Annotated in this window: 16 protein-coding genes; 10 read left to right on the forward strand and 6 right to left on the reverse strand. The window is 36.9% G+C overall.

Annotated elements, in window-relative coordinates; all coding sequences use genetic code 11:
* Positions 1 to 5: 5 nt before the first annotated feature.
* Positions 6 to 1229, forward strand: coding sequence for a class I SAM-dependent methyltransferase (locus ACPF7B_RS01265; protein ID WP_490505826.1), 1224 nt, complete (start codon positions 6 to 8; stop codon positions 1227 to 1229).
* Positions 1230 to 1316: 87 nt separating this feature from the next.
* Here ACPF7B_RS01265 and recQ read toward each other — a convergent pair whose 3' ends face one another.
* The 3 genes from recQ to ACPF7B_RS01280 form a co-directional block, all read right to left on the reverse strand.
* Complete coding sequence (recQ, locus tag ACPF7B_RS01270) at positions 1317 to 3104, reverse strand: DNA helicase RecQ (protein ID WP_490505827.1); 1788 nt, start codon at positions 3102 to 3104, stop codon at positions 1317 to 1319.
* 511 nt (positions 3105 to 3615) lie between these two features.
* Positions 3616 to 4911, reverse strand: a complete 1296-nt coding sequence (gene gabT / locus ACPF7B_RS01275) for a 4-aminobutyrate--2-oxoglutarate transaminase (RefSeq protein WP_490505828.1) — start codon at positions 4909 to 4911, stop codon at positions 3616 to 3618.
* Positions 4912 to 5057: 146 nt separating this feature from the next.
* Positions 5058 to 6455: an APC family permease gene (locus ACPF7B_RS01280; protein ID WP_490505829.1), complete on the reverse strand. Its 1398-nt coding sequence runs from the start codon at positions 6453 to 6455 to the stop codon at positions 5058 to 5060.
* 471 nt (positions 6456 to 6926) lie between these two features.
* On the opposite strand from ACPF7B_RS01280, the gene ACPF7B_RS01285 reads away from it, so the two are divergent.
* Positions 6927 to 7166: a hypothetical protein gene (locus ACPF7B_RS01285; protein ID WP_490505830.1), complete on the forward strand. Its 240-nt coding sequence runs from the start codon at positions 6927 to 6929 to the stop codon at positions 7164 to 7166.
* Positions 7156 to 8556, forward strand: a complete 1401-nt coding sequence (locus tag ACPF7B_RS01290; RefSeq protein WP_490505831.1) for a solute symporter family protein — start codon at positions 7156 to 7158, stop codon at positions 8554 to 8556. The genes ACPF7B_RS01285 and ACPF7B_RS01290 overlap by 11 nt, the downstream gene beginning before the upstream one ends.
* Here the strand turns inward: ACPF7B_RS01290 and ACPF7B_RS01295 are convergent.
* The gene (locus ACPF7B_RS01295; protein WP_490505832.1) at positions 8503 to 9858 is read right to left on the reverse strand and encodes an aminotransferase-like domain-containing protein; all 1356 of its coding nucleotides are present in this window, start codon (positions 9856 to 9858) and stop codon (positions 8503 to 8505) included. The two genes, ACPF7B_RS01290 and ACPF7B_RS01295, sit on opposite strands and share 54 nt — an antisense overlap.
* A 163-nt stretch (positions 9859 to 10021) precedes the next feature.
* Here ACPF7B_RS01295 and pdxS point away from each other — a divergent pair, with 163 nt between their 5' ends.
* Positions 10022 to 10873, forward strand: coding sequence for a pyridoxal 5'-phosphate synthase lyase subunit PdxS (gene pdxS, locus ACPF7B_RS01300; protein ID WP_490505833.1), 852 nt, complete (start codon positions 10022 to 10024; stop codon positions 10871 to 10873).
* A gap of 129 nt (positions 10874 to 11002) precedes the next feature.
* Here pdxS and ACPF7B_RS01305 read toward each other — a convergent pair whose 3' ends face one another.
* Positions 11003 to 11191 carry a lipoprotein gene (locus ACPF7B_RS01305; RefSeq protein ID WP_490505834.1) on the reverse strand — a complete coding sequence of 63 codons (189 nt, stop codon included), beginning with the start codon at positions 11189 to 11191 and terminating at the stop codon, positions 11003 to 11005.
* A gap of 90 nt (positions 11192 to 11281) precedes the next feature.
* On the opposite strand from ACPF7B_RS01305, the gene ACPF7B_RS01310 reads away from it, so the two are divergent.
* From ACPF7B_RS01310 to ACPF7B_RS01335, 6 genes are all read left to right on the forward strand, one after another.
* Positions 11282 to 11596, forward strand: coding sequence for a hypothetical protein (locus ACPF7B_RS01310; RefSeq protein ID WP_490505835.1), 315 nt, complete (start codon positions 11282 to 11284; stop codon positions 11594 to 11596).
* 450 nt (positions 11597 to 12046) lie between these two features.
* Positions 12047 to 12532, forward strand: a complete 486-nt coding sequence (locus ACPF7B_RS01315; RefSeq protein WP_490505836.1) for an aminoacyl-tRNA deacylase — start codon at positions 12047 to 12049, stop codon at positions 12530 to 12532.
* A gap of 268 nt (positions 12533 to 12800) precedes the next feature.
* Positions 12801 to 13991 carry an MFS transporter gene (locus tag ACPF7B_RS01320; protein WP_490505837.1) on the forward strand — a complete coding sequence of 397 codons (1191 nt, stop codon included), beginning with the start codon at positions 12801 to 12803 and terminating at the stop codon, positions 13989 to 13991.
* Positions 13992 to 14089: 98 nt separating this feature from the next.
* Complete coding sequence (locus ACPF7B_RS01325) at positions 14090 to 14629, forward strand: DUF2165 domain-containing protein (RefSeq protein ID WP_490505838.1); 540 nt, start codon at positions 14090 to 14092, stop codon at positions 14627 to 14629.
* Positions 14630 to 14810: 181 nt separating this feature from the next.
* Positions 14811 to 16439 (forward strand): ABC transporter substrate-binding protein, encoded by a 1629-nt coding sequence (locus ACPF7B_RS01330; protein WP_490505839.1) that lies wholly within the window; start codon positions 14811 to 14813, stop codon positions 16437 to 16439.
* A 154-nt stretch (positions 16440 to 16593) separates the two neighbouring features.
* Entirely contained in the window at positions 16594 to 18237 is a 1644-nt protein-coding gene (locus ACPF7B_RS01335) for an ABC transporter substrate-binding protein (protein WP_490505840.1), read from the forward strand.
* A 105-nt stretch (positions 18238 to 18342) separates the two neighbouring features.
* Here ACPF7B_RS01335 and ACPF7B_RS01340 read toward each other — a convergent pair whose 3' ends face one another.
* On the reverse strand, positions 18343 to 18840 hold the full coding sequence (locus ACPF7B_RS01340) for a hypothetical protein (protein ID WP_490505841.1): 498 nt from the start codon (positions 18838 to 18840) through the stop codon (positions 18343 to 18345).
* Between the last annotated feature and the right edge of the window lie 7 nt (positions 18841 to 18847).

Here is an 18847-nt window from a genome sequence, read left to right on the forward strand (position 1 = left end):
TTATCGTGGGTACAACGTCTGCAATGAACAAGGATGAACAATTACCCGTTCCCTCTAAGAAGGAATTGGCCATTTCAACTCAATTAGCGACTGAAATTGTACAAGAGATCGGTGAATGTGGAGCAATCCCTTTTTCTCGATTTTTTAATTTAGCACTGTATCATCCTGAATATGGCTATTACACCGGACCACAATCGGTTTTTGGACGGGAAGGTGATTTTATTACGGCACCGTTAATATCTCCTCTATTTTCTCAATCACTTGGGAATCAGGTTATTGAAATTGCTGATCAGTTAGGGGGGCGATACGATATCTTAGAAGTTGGTGCGGGAGATGGTACGATGGCACGCGATATTCTGGCGTATCTTGACTTGCAACAACGCTTACCCAATAAATATTACATTCTGGAAATATCTCCAAATCTAAGAGAGCGCCAAAAAAATAGTATTGCCGAATCATTACCACACATTATTGATTGTGTTGAATGGTTAGATACACCGCCTCAAGTAGAGTGGCAAGGTGTTATTCTCGCTAATGAGGTATTAGATGCATTGGCAATTGAACGCTTTCGAGTTGTTGAAAATAGCCCTTTCTATGTTGATGTTGCAATTGAGCACAATGACGTTGAGAAAAGCATTCGTTTTGTGTCTCAATTACGTGAAGCTGATTCTGCATTAACAGACTTTTATAAATCACTTTTAGAGAAAGGATTTGAGTTTCCGGACGGTTATGAAAGCGAGTATTGTCCAGATTTTGAAGCATTTTTTTCACCACTTTTTCAACATTTGCATAGTGGGGTCGCACTTTTTATTGATTATGGTTATGATGAGAAGGAATATTATCGTCCTGAGCGTACGACGGGTACATTAATCGCACATTATAAACATCGCGCCCATGAAGATTTTTATCTTTATCCTGGTTTACAAGATCTAACTGCAAATGTAAATTTCAGCCATGTTGCGACAATTCTTGTTGATATGGGCTTGGAGTTTTTAGGTTATACATCCCAAGCGTATTTTCTTTTTGGCAATAAGATTCAACAATTGGTAGAAGTAACAAAATCCGAGCTTGGGGATAATGAAATCGCATGGTACGAAGTCTCTAAACGTGTTCAACATCTGATTCATCCTGAAGAGATGGGGGAGCGATTTAAAGTGCTAGCGGTTGGGAAAAACTTTGCTCATGCCTTACAAGGTTTTGAAGTGCATGATTATGCCCATCATCTCTAGATAAAAAAGACAAGTTTGTCACCAAATGTTAAATAGACTGATATTGAGCCATTTTATGGATAAGTTTGCATTGATAGAAGTTTTAAATTATGAGAATTCTTGGATGGTACTGATAAAGAGTTTTCCATATTGATCAAGTTTCTTAAGACCAATTCCTTTGATCTGTAATAGTTGTGCTGGATTTTGGGGTTTACGTTGCGCAATCTCTCGTAAAGTTGCATCATTAAAAATGGTGTACGCTGGTACATCACGTTCTTTAGCAAGTTTTAATCGAAGTTCACGAAGCTTATCATAAAGAGGAGAGTGATAATGCTTTTCTGGATTGTGAAACTCTCGATGAGCAATTAAGTCTTGTCGATGGAAGAGTTGTTTTTCGCCTTTCAGAATTGTTTTGGCACTATTTTGTAGCTTTAAAATCGGGCGAGCATCTGGGGTTTGGTAGAGATATCCACGGGCAATGAGCGTCATAATCATTTCTCTGATAGAGCGCTCTGAATACTCCAACATAATCCCATAGGTAGAGAGTTTATGAAGTGAGCGTTCAATAATTTGTTGATTTTTAGAGCCGCGAAGAATCTGAATAATTGTGGTGATACCGTAGTTTTGCTCAGCACGATAGACACATGAGAGAATTTTTTGTGCTTCAATAGTAATGTTGATCTTTGGTACAGTATTTGTACAGTTACTGCAATTATTACACTGAGTAAATTGCGGCACTTCGGAAAAATAGTGCAAAATTTCCGCACGTAAACAATCTTCTGTATGACAATAATCAATGAGCGCTTGTAAATTCTCATATAGAATTTTTTTGCGTTCTGGATCTGTGATAAATTCGTTATTCTCAATAAGATACTTTTGGTTTGAAATATCTTTTGGAGAATACATTAATAGACAATGTGCCGGCTCCCCATCGCGTCCAGCTCGTCCTGCTTCTTGATAATAAGATTCCATATTTTGTGGCATATTGTAATGAATTACAAAACGGACATTCGATTTATCAATCCCCATTCCGAAAGCATTTGTTGCGACAATAATTTGAACTTCATCAAAGATAAAGGCATTCTGATTTTCTGTGCGCATCTCGTGATTCATCCCGCCGTGATATCCACGTGCTTGGAAACCTTCATCAATAAGAAATTGTGTTAATCGCTCAACATTATTGCGAGTTGCACAGTAGATGATTCCTGATTCTTTGGAGTAATATCGGCGAATAAAATCGATAATATAGCGGCGTTTATCAGAAACTTTTCGGACTTCAAAAGTTAGATTTTTGCGGTCGAAACTAATAATGGACTCAACGGGATTTTGTAATTGCAGTAGTTGTTTAATTTCACTGATAACATCATGCGTTGCAGTTGCAGTATAGGCACCAATCGGTGGTCGATAGGGAAGTTGATGAACAAAATTTGTAATCTCACCATAAGCGGGTCGAAAATCATGTCCCCATTTAGAGATACAGTGAGCCTCATCAACAGCAATAAAACTGATTGGAAGTGCACTAAAGAGTGATCGAATAAGATAGCTGTTTAGTCTTTCAGGGGCAATATAGATAATCTTGTATTGTTTTTGACGAATTTCGATTAAACGGTTTCGCAAAATAGTATCTTCAAGCGTACTATTAATAAAGGTTGCAGGAATGCCAATTTCTGCTAACGCATCGACTTGATCCTTCATTAAAGAGATCAGCGGTGAGATAACGAGAGTAATGTTGGGTAATAATAGCGCAGGGACTTGGTAGCAGAGAGATTTTCCTCCGCCCGTCGGCATAATTCCTAAGCAATCTTGATTTGATAATATGGCATTAATGAGCGCCTCTTGTCCTTCTCGAAATGCGGAATAACCAAAATATTTTTGTAAGGCCTCTACAATTTTCAAAAAAATGATCCTAGGAATGCATAAAAAGAACAAAGAATTATCATAGAGCAAGAGGGAGACGAGTTCAAGATCGATTTTTCTTTAATTATTTGATAAATCCTATTAAAAAGTAATTGCTAATATCTTTATTCAACTAAAAAATCATAAATATTAATTATATTAATAATATATAAAATTAATTAGAGTTTATGCGTATTATGAGGAGAATATATTGGTGTTATGGAAAACTCGCATGGGAGCTAAACGGATTAATTCTCTAAAATATAATGATCGAATAGGAATTTATAAGGAAAATTTAGCCATGACTTGATGGATAAAGCATACAAGGATGTAGCTAAATTGAGGAAATAGTAATAAAGGATGGTTACTTCATGGATGAAAAGATCATAATGATCTGAACCACTAGGTAATTGCCTAGTGGTTTTTTATCAATTTATAAAGCACTTCAAGAATAAAAATCCCGAGTGATAGTCGGTCACTCGGGATTGTAAAGCAGAGGGTAAATTCTTGTTTATTGATTCAAGGCCTCAGTAAGGATCATAAGACCTTTTTCAAGCTCTGTATCTGTGATCGTTAATGGTGCAAGGAAGCGGATCACATTACTATTAATGCCGGCAGAGAGAAGTAATAAACCATTATCATTAGCATATTTTGTAATTGCACTTGTTTTAGCTGCATCAGGCTCTTTCGTCTCTGGTGATTGAACAATTTCTGCTGCAACCATCGCACCAAGACGGCGGATGTCGCCAATAAATGCGTGTTTTGTTTGTTGTTCTTTTAGATATACTTCAAGTTTTGCACCAAGAACTTCGGCTTTTTCGTTCAGTTTTTCTTCTTCAACGATATCCATTACTGCAAGTGCGGCAGCACATGCAAGAGGGCTTCCTGAGAATGTGCCTCCAAGTTCACCAGGGTTTGGGGCATTAACAACTTCAGCTCGGCCCACTACTGCGCTCAATGGAACACCTGCCGCTAATGATTTTGATGTTGTCATTAAGTCAGGAACGATACCGAAGTTTTCCATTGCGAATAATTTACCAGTTCTTGAGAAACCTGTTTGGATCTCATCTGCGACAAATAAAATTCCATTTTTTTGACAGAAATTATATACATGTTCAACGAAACGTTTTGGAGGAACAATAAATCCACCTTCACCTTGAACGGGTTCCATGACCAAACAAGCAATGGTTTCTGGTGATGCTGTTGCTTTGAAGAATTGATCAAAGCGGTGAATTGTATAATCAATATACTCTTCTTCACTCATATGTGCAGGACGTTGATAGGTGTATGGAAATGGTGCTTGATAAATTTCAGAAGCAAAAGGACCAAAGCCAACTTTATAGGGCTTAACCTTACTAGTCATTCCCATTGTGAGGTTTGTACGACCATGAAATGCTCGATTAAATGCAACCACTCCAGTACGCCCTGTAAATTTACGGGCAATTTTGACAACGTTTTCAACCGCTTCAGCGCCGGTGTTAAATAAGATCGCTTTTTTATCATGATCACCTGCTGTAATTTCACAAAGACGTTTACAAACTTCTAAGTAACCTTCATACATCATGACGTTAAACCCAGGATGGGTAAAATGATCGAGTTGAGCTTTGACTGCTGAAACAACCTTAGGATGACTGTGACCGACGTTCATGACACCGATAGCACCGGCAAAATCGATGAATTCTTCACCTTTCTCGGTAGTAATAGTGGCATTTTTAGCAGAAGTTGCAATATTAAGATTGCCATTGCTAACGCCTCTTGCAACATATTTATTACGGATTTCTTGTAATTGTTCAGTAGTATATGACATTTTTATTTCCTTCTTTATATATTAAGTGGCTGACCAAGAGTGACTTTTTTATTCTCTTATTATTAATTTTGGTCAAAAATAGTGTATCTATTATTTAACTGTTTTAGTAGGGGGATCTAAATATATTTTTACATCTTGGAGAAAGCTTACTTTTTGTGCTCCGCAACAAGCGATTGTTGTGAAAGATGTAGTTTTTTAAATGCACGTTCTTTTTCAGGATTTCGATGTAGAAAAAGAAAGTATGCACCGATTAAGTACCAGCCTAAAACTAAACTCCATTCGATAGGGAAGTTAAGCTCTGCCGGCATCCCAGGAAAGTAGAGTGATAAAAATCCAAGACTTAAAAATACCGCAATCCATCCGATTGTTTTCGGATACTTGACAGCATAAGGACGCTCCAAATTTGGTTCGAGTTTTCGAAGTTGCAAGAAAGCCAGTGTCACAATGAGATAACCTAGTACAATTCCAATACTTCCGGCATTTACAAGCCAGTTAAGGGCATGACGACCCAAAAGCGGTGCTAAGAATGCGAGGGCTGTTAAAAAAATAATGGCATTGGAAGGTGTTTGGTATTTTGGATGCATTTTAGCAAACCATGCTGGCAACATACCGCGGATCGCCATTGCATACATAATACGACTACCGCCGATAACAAACGCATTCCAACTTGTGATGATTCCGGCAATACCTCCAACAACAAGAATTTTTCCTAAAATAGCGTTATTAAATAAGTTACTCATCGCATCTGCAGTGGCGAGTTTTGAGGTTAATAATTCACTATGAGGTAGACCAATAGAGACACCATAGATGATGAGTACATAGAAGATAAGTGCAGACAAAATTGAAACAACCAATATTTTCCCAAGTGATTTTGTCGCTTTCACTTCAGATGCTATTTGAGGGATGACATCAAAACCAACAAACATAAAAGGAACCATGATGAGTACTTGCATTAAGCCATCAAAGCCTCCACTGAAATATGGTTTTAAATTCTCACTATCACCATGATAACCCGCGCCAAAAATAAGTAAAAATCCAACGCCAACAATGGCGATAGTGAATACAGTTTGTAAAATGGTAGCAGACTTAATACCGCGATAGTTAAGAGCACCAAGAAAGAGAGCTCCAACTGAACCGATCAAGGCCCACGTTAGATAAACTTCATATCCAGCAATACTCCAAAGGCGTACTTGATGAGTTAGCGGGTGAATATAATCAATAACCGTTGGAAGTGCAACGGCTTCAAATGCAATGACTGATACGTAGCCAAACAATACAGACCATCCTGCAAGAAATGCTAATGGTGTAGTAAAGGCGCGCTGGACGAACGCAACACCGCCACCTGTTTCGGGAATTGCTGTTGCAAGTTCTGCATAAGTTAGGCCGATGAGGATAATGAGTAGTCCACCGCCGGCAAATGCAATAGTAGCGCCTAAAAATCCAGCAGTAGCAACCCACTCACCTGAGAGAATGACCCATCCCCATCCTAGCATTGCCCCCATAGCCAAAAATAAGACATCGATAGATGATATCTTCTTGCTCATAACTCCTCCTTTGAGACTCTACCAAATTTTTATTTTCTAACAGACTGAATGGGTAGAGTTTTAATAAAATGTGTTTTTACTATATTTGATAGTATGATTTTCTGTTGAATAAAATACACTTCATTGTGTGTTGCATGCAACTTACCGCCTTATTTATTACATATCTATTTAGGATTTGCAATTAAAAATCCTCGAATTAGGTGCTAACGATCATTAAATTTTCAAATTGTAAAAAAGCATCGGGTTGCATCCAAGCGATTGTATTTGATGTTTTTTTATAATTTAGATGGACACAGAATTTTCTTTGACCTCAACTGAACATTATCATTGATTATTTGATTGAGACCATCAAACTTCTCCTTTTTGATTTTTGTGATGATGAAAAAGTAATTCTATATTTTTTATTGGAAGGATTTAACGGTTTTAGGAAGTATAATTGTTAAATTGAGTTATAAAAATGGAGCGCTAGAAATGAATGCACGACAGATATTAATTTTAATCACTTTGTTGCCAATGTTTTTTTACTATTTGAAACTAAGTTTTGCCCCTAAATTGATGGCGACCTATTTTATTTTGGGAGTACCACAATCAATTTTTTGGGGAGTTATGGTAATGCTCTGGGGTGTTCTGATGGCATTTGTTTATATTTTTTTCGCCGTAAAATCAGCTGAAGAACTTCAAAAACGAGGCGCTAATAGTCATGAACAATAACGCAAAATCCATAGAGAAAGATCATTCTTCTAGTTACTTTTTAGCGGGACGGTCTGTGGGTAGTCTGCAAAATGCACTTGCTCTTGCTGGGGATTATCTCTCTGCTGCGGCATTTTTAGGTTCAATCGCGATGTATTTTAGCCAAGGAATGGATTCTCTTTTTTATGCTGTGGCGACACTGATTGGTTGGACCTTACTTCTAATTCTCTTTTCAGAAAAATTACGTGAAACGGCTGCGTATACCTTCTCGGATGTGATTAATAATCATTTTAATAGCCAGCGACTTCGAATGTTGAGTGCTTCAACGAGTGTGTTGATCTCTCTTTTTTATCTGCTAGTACAATTGATGGGAGCTGGCGCACTCTTATCATTACTATTCCATATTGGCTATACGGTGTCTTTGATTATCATTGGGTTTTTAACAGGAGGATTGGTATTGTTGGGTGGGATGAAGGCTACTACATTAGTGCAAAGCGTGAAGGCATTGTTACTCTTTATTTTTGCAGGCACCATTGCATATCTTTCATTGAAATATTTCGATTTTTCTTTCACCAATCTATTTGTACAGGTTGCTAGTCTTTCTGGATTTGACGCATTAATGCCAAGTGTAATCATTCATTCTGGTGTAGAGCAGATCTCATTAATTATGGGATTAGTATTAGGTCTTTTAGGTTTACCGCATATTCTCATGCGTTTTTTTACAGTCAAGGATGCGAAAACTGCGCTCTACTCCGCAGCAGGCACAACATTCCTGATTGCGCTCTTCTTTATTTTAAATCTGATTATTGGTTTCTCCGCCTTTGTTCTGTTGAATGGGCAAATTTTAGAGGGGGGAGGTAATATGGCACTCTTACATTTAGCGGAGCTTCTTGGTGGTGCTTCTTTTAAATGGATACTTGCAACTTTAGTATTTGTCACTGTTTTAGCGGTTATTGCAGGATTAGTAATGGCTGCAAGTGCGAGTATTACGCGTGACATTATTCCATTGCTTTGGCCAGAGAAAAAAGAGAGTGTTATAGTTGCTCGCTTCTCAATTGTGGGAATTTTTATGGTAGGTATTTTCCTTGCTTATCTTTTTAAAGGAATGAATCTTGCATTTTTGTTTGGTATTGCGTTTTCGTGGGTTGCAAGTGCTCATTTCCCGGTAATGTTTTGCCGTTTTTATCTTTCAGGATTCAATGAGAAAGGTGCATTTTATGGGCTTTTAGTCGGAGCTTTTGGAAGTCTTATATTTATTATTAGTAGCGACACAGTTTGGGTAAATATCCTCCATTATGAATCGTTACATCCCTATAAAAGCCCGACGCTATTTGTTTTGCCGGTCAGTTTTTTAGTATTATGGTGCTTGCGAGATAGAAAAATGGGCAAAAGAGAGACGAAAATTCGGTGAGTCATCTCCGAAAAAATCCCCCTTTCGATAGCTACAAGCAAGTTCTTGTAGCTTTTTTTCAATTTCTTTACTTGTAGCATGATCGATACTTTTTGCGTAGAGATGGAAACCACCGAAAGGTGATGAAAATATCAATTTGTCGTTAAAATTGTTTTTAAGCCATAGTGTAAGATTATGGGCACGATTTTGTAGTGCTTGAGTAAGTTTTTGCTCATGGTCTAAAGCGTGTTGGATTAAGTAGTGTTCTGCCATGAATTGAGGGAGAGAACTTAATCCTGATTCTAACTGAAGTCTAATATTTGCAAGGTGCTCAACAATAGATGCTGGAGCAATCATCCATCCAATGCGAATTGATTTTCCAATATATTTAGAAAGTGATCCTAAGTAGAGTGTATTGCCGCTGATATCAAGTTTTTTTAAAGGTGAGCAATCGATCGACGGCGTGAAACTAAGTTGTGAGTATGCATCATCTTCAATAATTAGAAGTTGTTTGCGTTCACAATAGTCAATGAGTTGTTTTTTTCGTGCAGAGCTCATCACCGTTCCCGTTGGATTATGAAAAATAGGATTGATAAAAACCATCTTGATAGAATGTTTATCGACAAGTGCATCTAATTTATCTATCAGCACACCATTTTGATCGATTGGTATTCCATAAATACGAATCCCTAATGCTTGAAAAATAGAGAGCGAGTAGAAATAAGAGGGATTTTCAATGGCAATAGCATCTCCAGTTTTGAGCAGTCCAAGGGTAATGAGGGAAATCGCCTGTTGTGTGCCTGAAGTAATTAAAATTTCATGAAGATCGACACTCCATGAAAATCGATCTAAAAGGTAGTTTTTTACCGCTTTTCGTAAGCCAAGAGTGCCTAATTTGCTAGCTTGTTGCTCTTGTTCTGCCGCTACTAATAATTGCCACTCAATTTCAGGAAGATGGAAATTAGGGTAGAGCTCAGTGGGGAGATCTCCATTTGCAAGATCATGTTGAAATTGTTCTAAAAAAGTGACAGTGGGGCTATTTTGACGCCAATTCATCTGTGGAGCAAAGAATCGTCCCCATTTTTGAGGGTTAATATAGGTTCCCGATCCGACTTTTCGGATTATGATATTTCGGTCATGTAAAATTTCCATCGCTCTTACAATTGTTGAGCGATTGACGTTGAAATAATGGCTCATATCTCGTTCGGAAGGGAGCTTTTCTCCAGGTTTAATTCTTCCCGTAATCATTGCTTCCTCTACTAGTTCAACGATTTGTTGGTAGAGAGGTTTTGAGTTTTTTTTATCAAGTTGGAAGGAGAGCATTAGTACTGTTCCTTAAAATATCACTTTTAAAATATCTATTTAAAAATGGATGGGTAATTAATCATCCAAATGGCTCTTTTGAGAAATAATAGCAGAGTGTATCGTTTCATGGTGAGAGTTTTATCTCAATGAATAATGTTAATAACGAACAGAGGAGTTCAATATGAGTCAATTTTTAGAGATGCCAAAACGTGGTGTGATTATGGATGTTGTCAATGCAGAAGAGGCAAAAATTGCGGAGGCAGCCGGCGCGTGTGCGGTTATGGCACTTGAGCGTGTGCCATCTGATATTCGTAAAGCTGGTGGTGTTGCACGTATGACCGATCCTGCATTGATTGAAGAGATTCAAAATACAGTATCAATTCCGGTAATGGCAAAAGCGCGTATTGGTCATATCGCTGAAGCGCGTATTTTGGAAGCAATGAAAATTGATTATATTGATGAGAGTGAGGTATTAACACCTGCCGATGAAGTTTATCATCTTCTGAAAAGTGATTATAAAGTACCTTTTGTTTGTGGCTGCCGTAATTTAGGAGAAGCGCTTCGTCGATTAGGGGAAGGCGCTAAAATGCTGAGAACAAAAGGTGAGCCAGGTACTGGGAATATTGTGGAAGCAGTACGTCATATGCGCCAAGTAAATGATGATATTCGTCTATTACAGAATAAATCTAATGATGAATTAATGGTGTTTGCACGCGATATTCAAGCACCGTACGAATTAGTGAAAAAGGTTAAAGAGCTTGGTCGTTTGCCTGTTATGAACTATGCAGCAGGCGGGGTTTCGACTCCAGCTGATGCTGTATTAATGATGCTTCTTGGTGCGGATGGTATTTTTGTCGGTTCAGGTATTTTTAAATCTGAAAATCCTGAAAAGTTTGCAAGAGCAATTGTAGAAGCAACAAAATATTATGATGATTTTGAGTTGCTTGCAAAACTTTCTAAAAATCTTGGTAACCCAATGCCGGGTCTAGAAATTGGTACACTTTCTGAAAATCAAATTATGCAAGGCCGATAATTTGATTTTAAGGGATAACGATATATTATAATTAGTTCATATCTGATAATAAAAAGCCGATAGTAGTTTTTAACTGTCATCGGCTTTTTTATTGAAGTCATTATTCAATGGTAATTGAAATGAGATTGTCTATTGTTCTACTGATCTGATAGATGATTCTGTTTTAATATTAGGATCGCCTTCTAAAGTTGAGAAGGTACAGTTATTATCTATATTTCCGTCAATGACACAGTCAGCAAGGCGTTTTGCAGCATCTACTCCAGAAGCACAACCTGTTAAAGTTGCGATGAGCACTGACAATAATAGAATTTTTTTCATGGATATTCCTCCGACACATATAATTTTAATTAATTTACATAATTTATTATATCTTATGGATGATTTTTATATATAACTTTAGGGAGTAATATGGAAGATACTGCTGTTTCAAATGTAAAAAACTCACGTTTGAGAGATTTATGTCTGGCTTATTCTATTGGTTTTTTAGTATTTATCGCTTCAATATTTATAAGTATGTATACATCGGGACTAGTAGGAATCCTTGTGTATATCGTAATAGGATTTTATCTAACAAAAGTCTACCTTCCAAAGTTAATTAGTTTTCATCCTGTGTGGGCCACAATTGATAATTTAGTAAGCATAAAATTAAGAGCAGTTTTTCTTTGGCCGCTATTTTATCTTTTTTTAATGCTGAAACTTGGTTTTTTACATGTGATGAAATAATACGAAATTAGGTGGTTTATAAGTTTAATCATAACCTCGGTATTTTAAAATACTGAGGTTTTTTATAACTTAAATAATCCTTTAGTAGCGGGAAATAGATGATTATTCATTTTTCTGAGCATTCTTGCTGATTGGTATTTTTTTGTGCAAAAAACATTAATATTATTGTGATCGTTTCTTTTATCGAGATTGATCTGAATTTAATCTATCCCTAACAATCTATGATTTTTATCTTGGTAATAGCGGCAATAGTCGAGAGAGCGATAATTGTTGGGTGCAACAAAGAAAATTAGCGCAATAATTCTAGCAGTGTAATAATCAGTACTACGATTAGAAGTGTATATTATTTATTTTATAATCTTCATTTTTCCCCCTATTATGAAGTATGTTATCTTTTTAATATAATATGATTTCAAAGGGTTATTTCGGAGTTTTAATAATTGATGACTTATGAAAAAAAGAGCTAAAAAACCCTTAAAGACACCTGCAATTCGTTTTCTTGATCAACACAATTTTGATTATGAAATTTTTCAATGTGAAGGTGGAATTGAGGGAACTGCAGAATTTATGGCAAAATTTTTAGGAGTCTCAGCTCATAAAGTGATAAAGAGCATTGTTTTTATGGATGATAAATATCATGGTTATATGGTGTTACAGCATGGTGATCAGACCATTGACACAAAAATTTTAAAGAAATTATTTGGTGTAAAAAATGTTCGTGCTGCCCCCTATGAATATGCTCATAAGTGGACAGGCTATGAGTTTGGCGGAACGTCTCCCTTTGGAATTAAAGCCAATATCCCTATCTATGCAGAAAAAACAATTTTTGAACTCGATGAGTTTTACATTAACGGTGGTATGCGTGGCGTAAATGTGCTTATTAAACCGAATATTCTTATAGAAATTGGCGTGATCCCTGCTGAAGTGACGAAATAATTTTCGTTGCTTATCGAGGTATATTCATAAAATAAATAGACTTATTTCAAAATCTCGACTAGATTCAGAATTAAGGGATCAATTTTAAAATAGTAATAAATATAAATTTTGATCTTTTACGGAGGAAATAACGGACTCGGTTTGCAATGACAATCTGAGCCAATAAAGGAGGAGCAACTATTTAGACTGGTATCTCAGATAACAGTTATCTGATAGCATGTCTAAATATTAACGCTCTCAATAATAATGATAATAGAAGGGAGTATATATGAGTCATACAATTTCTCATCGTTCACTGGTTTTGTCCGCATTTGCATCTGCTTATGGAGTCGGGCTTTTAACACTTTTAATGCTTCCATTTTTGATGGGAGCAATGATGGATGGATTAGGTCTAAGTGAAGGAACTACCGGATTAATATTATCCGTTGAATTTACAGTTGCAATGATGTCGTCACTGTTAATTTCCCCTTATATCAATCGTGTGCCTCGAAAAACTATCGCAATAATTGGAACCTTAATGGCTATTATCGGCAATATCGCTTCTGCTTATGTTGTGGATGTTTCACTCTTGATCTCTATAAGAGCTTTTGCAGGCTTTGGTGCAGGACTTGCATTAGCCACAGGGAACTCTGTAATTGCTTCTGCTAAAGATCCAGATAAAACTGCAGGTCAGGTGAATGTTCTTTTTGTTATTCTAATGATTGTCGTAATGTTAGGGTTTGGATTTATTTCCGATAATTTTGGTCTTAAAGGTACTTATTATGGGATTGCAGCTTCATATGCGTTAATGTTGGTATGGGTTGTTCGTTTGCCACAATATATTACGAGCGAAGATGCGCCTATTGACGAAGATGTGACAACTAACAATTCTAAGAGAGTAAAGCTTATTGGTCTTGTCCCGATTGGAATGATGGTTGCAATGTTTCTCTTTTCAATGCGCGACACAATGGGGTGGGCATTTGTGGAGCAAATTGGCGTTTCGCTTGGTTATTCTACTTCAGAGATGGGCATGATTTTAGCGTTACAAGCTTTTATCGCTTTAATTGGTCCCTTTATTGTCGCAAAAGTGGGGAATAAATTTGGGATTACTATTCCTGTTTTAATCGGTATTATCGGGCATGGAGCAATAACACTTGGTTATCTCATGGCATCGGAATCAAAATTCTTCTATACCTTAATTGTTTTAATGAATGCGACGGCGTATTTTTATGCTTTAGCGTATTTAACAGGATTAGCGGCTTCCTTAGATAAGGAAGGGCGCGTTGTTGCTGCGACAGGAAGTTTTATCGCCTTAGGTATTGCGATTGGTCCTGCTTTTGCAGGACAACTAATCGATATGGGAGGATACGCAATTGCGGGATGGGCAATTATTGTTGTGGTTGCTCTAACAGTTATAGCTGTGATTCCTCCGCTGAAGGCGGCAAGGCAGGAAGAGAGATTAAAGAGTTTTAAAAAGTAAGAAGAGATCTTCTAGATCACAAATGAATTTCACTTTTTGATATCAATCAAAGTATACTGCCGATTTAAGTAATTGTAATTTTTCTAAGGAGATTAAATATGGGTAAGAAATTGAATGTTATTTCAATTCAACAGCTTTCTAAAGCAGTAATCGCCTTTTCTGTCGGTGTTTTTTGCTTTTTGGTCGGCTTTGATAATATCGTTGATTTTCAAACAAATTATCAATTTGTTGATGCAGTATTATCAATGGATCAGATGGAGCCTTTTTTTTCAGGAACAAAAGCAATTGAAGAGCGCGCTATTACGAGTAATTCTATTCATTTAGTTGCTTATTGGCTGATTATTCTTGGGGAGTTGACCGCAGGTATTATCTGCTTAATTGGCGCATTTTATATGGCATTTAGAATTAATAGTCCGAAATTTGTGTATGGACAAGTGATTTACTTAATTGGTGGCACAATCGCAATTTTATTATGGTATCTCGGTTTTGCTGTTATTGGAGGAGAGTATTTTTCAATGTGGGCAAACAAGATGAATGGGCAGATGAAGGCATATGCATTTGCGACATTTATTATTATGACTATGATCTATGTCATGATGCCATATATAAAACCAGCTCTAGAGTCAGATAGCCAATAATACTTAAAAACGTTATTTAATATTTATAAAGACGTCTACTCGTTGAAGTGGGCGTTTTTTTGAGTATTGAAATAAGCTATGATCTATTTTTTCTTTCATAATAATTCATAATCTAATTGAAATAATATTTTTATTATAGGATGCTAAGAGAGTTCTCATAAAAAAGATATCGGAGGAAAGAATGAACAAAAATTGGCATAAGAATTTCCTAGCGGCAGCTTTAATTGCTGCATTAGGTATCGGTAACGTAATAGCAGCAGATGTTCCTGAAGGTGTAAAACTGCATTCTGAGCAAAAGCTTGTTCGTAATAATGGTGCAGAGCCTCAATCGCTTGATCCTCATAAGATCGAAGGGGTACCAGAGGCGAATCTTGCTCGCGATCAGTTTGAAGGATTAGTGAATATCGATTTAAATGGACAAATCCGTCCTGGTGTTGCTGAGTCATGGGAAAATGATGATGCGAAAGTATGGCGTTTCAATCTTCGTAAAGATGCCAAATGGTCTAATGGAGATCCAGTTACAGCGCATGATTTTGTCTATTCATGGAAACGTTTAGTTGATCCAAATACTGCATCTCCTTATGCAAGTTATCTTCAGTATGCGCATATTGAAAATGTTGATGACATTGTTAATGGTAAGGCCGATCCAGAAACTTTGGGTGTTAAAGCACTAGATGATTATACTTTTGAAGTCACGCTTACAGAACCAATTCCTTATCTCGATAAGCTCGTTGGGCATACGTCTGTGGTACCAGTTCATAAAGAAACTGTAGAAAAATATGGTAATCAATGGACATCTCCAGATCATTTTGTCGGTAATGGTGCATACAAATTGAAAGATTGGGTTGTGAATGAGCGTATTGTTTTAGAACGCAATGATCAATACTGGAATAATGATAAAAGTGTGATTGATGAAGTAACATTTTTGGCTGTGCCTTCAGAAGTTACTGATGTGAATCGTTATCGTAGTGGCGAGATAGATATGACAAACAATGCAATTCCTGTGGATCTATTTGCGCGTTTACAAAAAGATATTCCCGATGAGGTAAAAATTTCTCCCTCATTATGTACGTATTACTACGAAATTAATAATGAGCAGGCACCTTTTGATAATCCGAAAGTGCGTGAGGCAGTGAAGCTTGCACTAGATCGCGATATCATTGCCAATAAAGTGATGGGGCAAGGACAAGCACCAGCATTTGGCTTTACACCACCTTCAACAGTAGATATGGAAGCAATTGAGCCAGAGTGGTTTGGTTTGTCGCAAAAAGAGCGTAATGATCGTGCAAAAGCGTTATTAGAAGAAGCCGGCTACACTAAAAATAATCCGTTAACTTTTACGTTACTCTACAATACTTCAGAATCCCATAAAAAAGTAGCGATTGCAGCAGCATCTCTTTTAAAACAGAATGCAGGTATTAATGTGAAGCTTGAAAATCAGGAGTGGAAAACGTTCCTTGATAATCGCCATCAAGGTAATTTTGAAGTGGCACGAGCAGGTTGGTGTGCTGATTATAATGAGCCATCAAGTTTTCTAAATATTATGCAGTCAATGAGTAGTAATAATACATCGCATTATAAGAGTGCAGAGTTTGATGCTGCAATGCGAAATAGCATTACTGCTAAAACAGAAGCTGAGCGTATAAAAGCATATCAAGAAGCTGAAAAAATTCTCGATAAAGATAGTGCTATTGTACCGATTTACTATTATGTATCGCCTCGTTTAGTGAAACCTTATGTTGGTGGTTACAGTGTGAATAATCCATTAGGTTATGCATATACAAAAGATATGTATATTATCGAGCACTAATTTATCGCAGTATTCATTGAGGCATTCTTCGAATAACTGATTATTAGAGCCACTCTTGGGGTTGGCTCTAATTTTTTGCTTACGCTATTTACGAGCAACATAAAATAGGGTAATTCTAATATTGTGATATAAAAAATAATTAAGGGGAATAATAATGACGCAACGCAGATTGATTAAACTTGCAATCCCAACAGTTTTAACAACGTTATTACTTTTCAGTAATACAGTACTCGCTGCAATAATCCCAGAAGGTATTTTGTTAGCTAAAGAGCAGAAGCTTGTTCGTAATAATGCAACAGAGCCGCAATCGCTAGATCCCCATAAAATTGAAGGAGTAGCAGAATCCCATCTTTCTCGGGATCTTTTTGAAGGATTGGTGATTATTAATAGCGAAGGGGAGTTAGAACCTCGTGTGGCTAATACATGGGAAAATGATGATTACATAACGTGGCGTTTTACATTGAAACAGGATCTTAAATGGTCTGATGGGACACCACTAACGGCACACGATTTTGAATATGCTTGGCGGCGATTAGTTGATCCTGAAACTGGCTCTCCATATGCGAGTTATCTACAATATGCGCATGTTAAAAATGTCGATGAAATTATTGCCGGAAATTTACCATCAGAAGCACTAGGAGTAAAAGCATTGGATGATGACACCATTGAGTTACAACTCGATACCGCGGTGCCATATTTGCCTAAATTGTTGGCACATACCGCAATGGCACCGGTGCCACAAAAAGTGATTGAGCAATACGGTAATCAATGGACAAATCCCGATAATTTTGTGGGAAATGGTGCTTATAAATTAGCAGATTGGCACGTTAATGAGTTGATTCGTTTAGTGAGAAATGATTACTATTGGGATAATAAAAATACAGTGATTAATGAAGTTACATTTTTGCCAATTGCTTCTGAAATTACTGAGGCGCAGCGCTATCGTGCAGGCGAGATTGATATTACTGCGAATGTGCCCATTGATCTTTTTAGTAAACTTCAAAAAGAGATTCCTGATGAGATCAAAGTAAGTCCTTATCTTTGCACTTATTATTACGGTATTAATAATAGCCGTGAACCTTTTACAGATGTTCGAGTACGAGAAGCACTGAAACTATCCCTTGATCAAGATTTATTAACCAATAAAGTTAAAGCTCAAGGAGATTTACCAGCGTATACTTTTACGCCACCTTATATCTCAGGATTGGAAAGTTTGCCAGTACCAAAATGGTTCAACACGCCGATTGCTGAGCGTAGTAGCCGAGCGAAAGCATTATTGAAAGAAGCGGGGTTTGATGAGAATAATCCGTTAAAAATTAAGCTTCTTTATAATACATCGGATCTCCACAAAAAGATGGCAATTGCAGCAGCCTCGCTGTTGAAACAAAATGCAGGTGTTGAAATGACATTGGATAATCGTGAGTGGAAAACTTATGCTGATAGTAGGCGACAAGGTGATTATGATGTTGTTCGTGCTTCATGGTGTGCTGATTATAATGAACCATCGAGTTTTTTAAATATGATGATTGGTGATAGTAGTGTGAATACCGTTCATTATAAAAGTGATGAATTTGATGAGTTAATGGCAAAAACATTAACGGCGAAAGATGATGCAGAACGTGAAAAATTCTATCAAGCGGCTGAAAAGAAACTAGATGATGATTCAGTGATTATTCCTATTTTTTACTATGCAAATTTACGCTTAGTAAAACCATATGTCGGAGGTTATAGTGGGAAGAATCAGTTGGGGTATTTTTATACGAAAGATCTTTTCATTAAGGAATTAGACGAGAAATAATCTTTTGTTATAAATTATAAGAGTGATAGAAAAGCCCTTCAAAAGTGAAGCGCTTTTCTATATGTATCTAAAGGTTTCCAGCAAACAAAAAATTGAAGTTGCTATTTATCCCTGCGGCATTCCGGCAGTAATTTCTAAAAGTACTTGAATAAAATCTTTCATTAAAAATGCTACGCCAAAGTAGAGCCATGCCGTAATGATGAGAGTAATAAATCCTGTTTTCGAGGTTGCATATGCTTTAAATAAGCCCATGCCAACAGTGGTAAATGTTGCGGCATTGAGGAAAAAGAAGAGATAAAATCCAACTTGGAAGAGTCTGGGGCCTCGTACATCTAGCAAGCTTACAACTTCATAGCGGAGCCAAATCGTTCCGAAATAGGTGATTGCTAAGAAAATAAGGGCAATGATAAATCCGATAAAAGCCATTGACCGGAGCTGGGGACGTTCTTTATAGAGTGCTACTGAAGTGAACAGCATGAAGATAGAGATTAATGAGACGGGAACGGTGGTTGTTAATCGTGCAAATAGAAGGTTAAAAACCAGTAACCCAATCCAAGAACTGATAAAAATAGTTCGTTGCTTTGGCGCTTGCTGTTTCGTCATTTCATCA

This window comes from Ignatzschineria sp. 22MB058224, assembly GCF_058188435.1.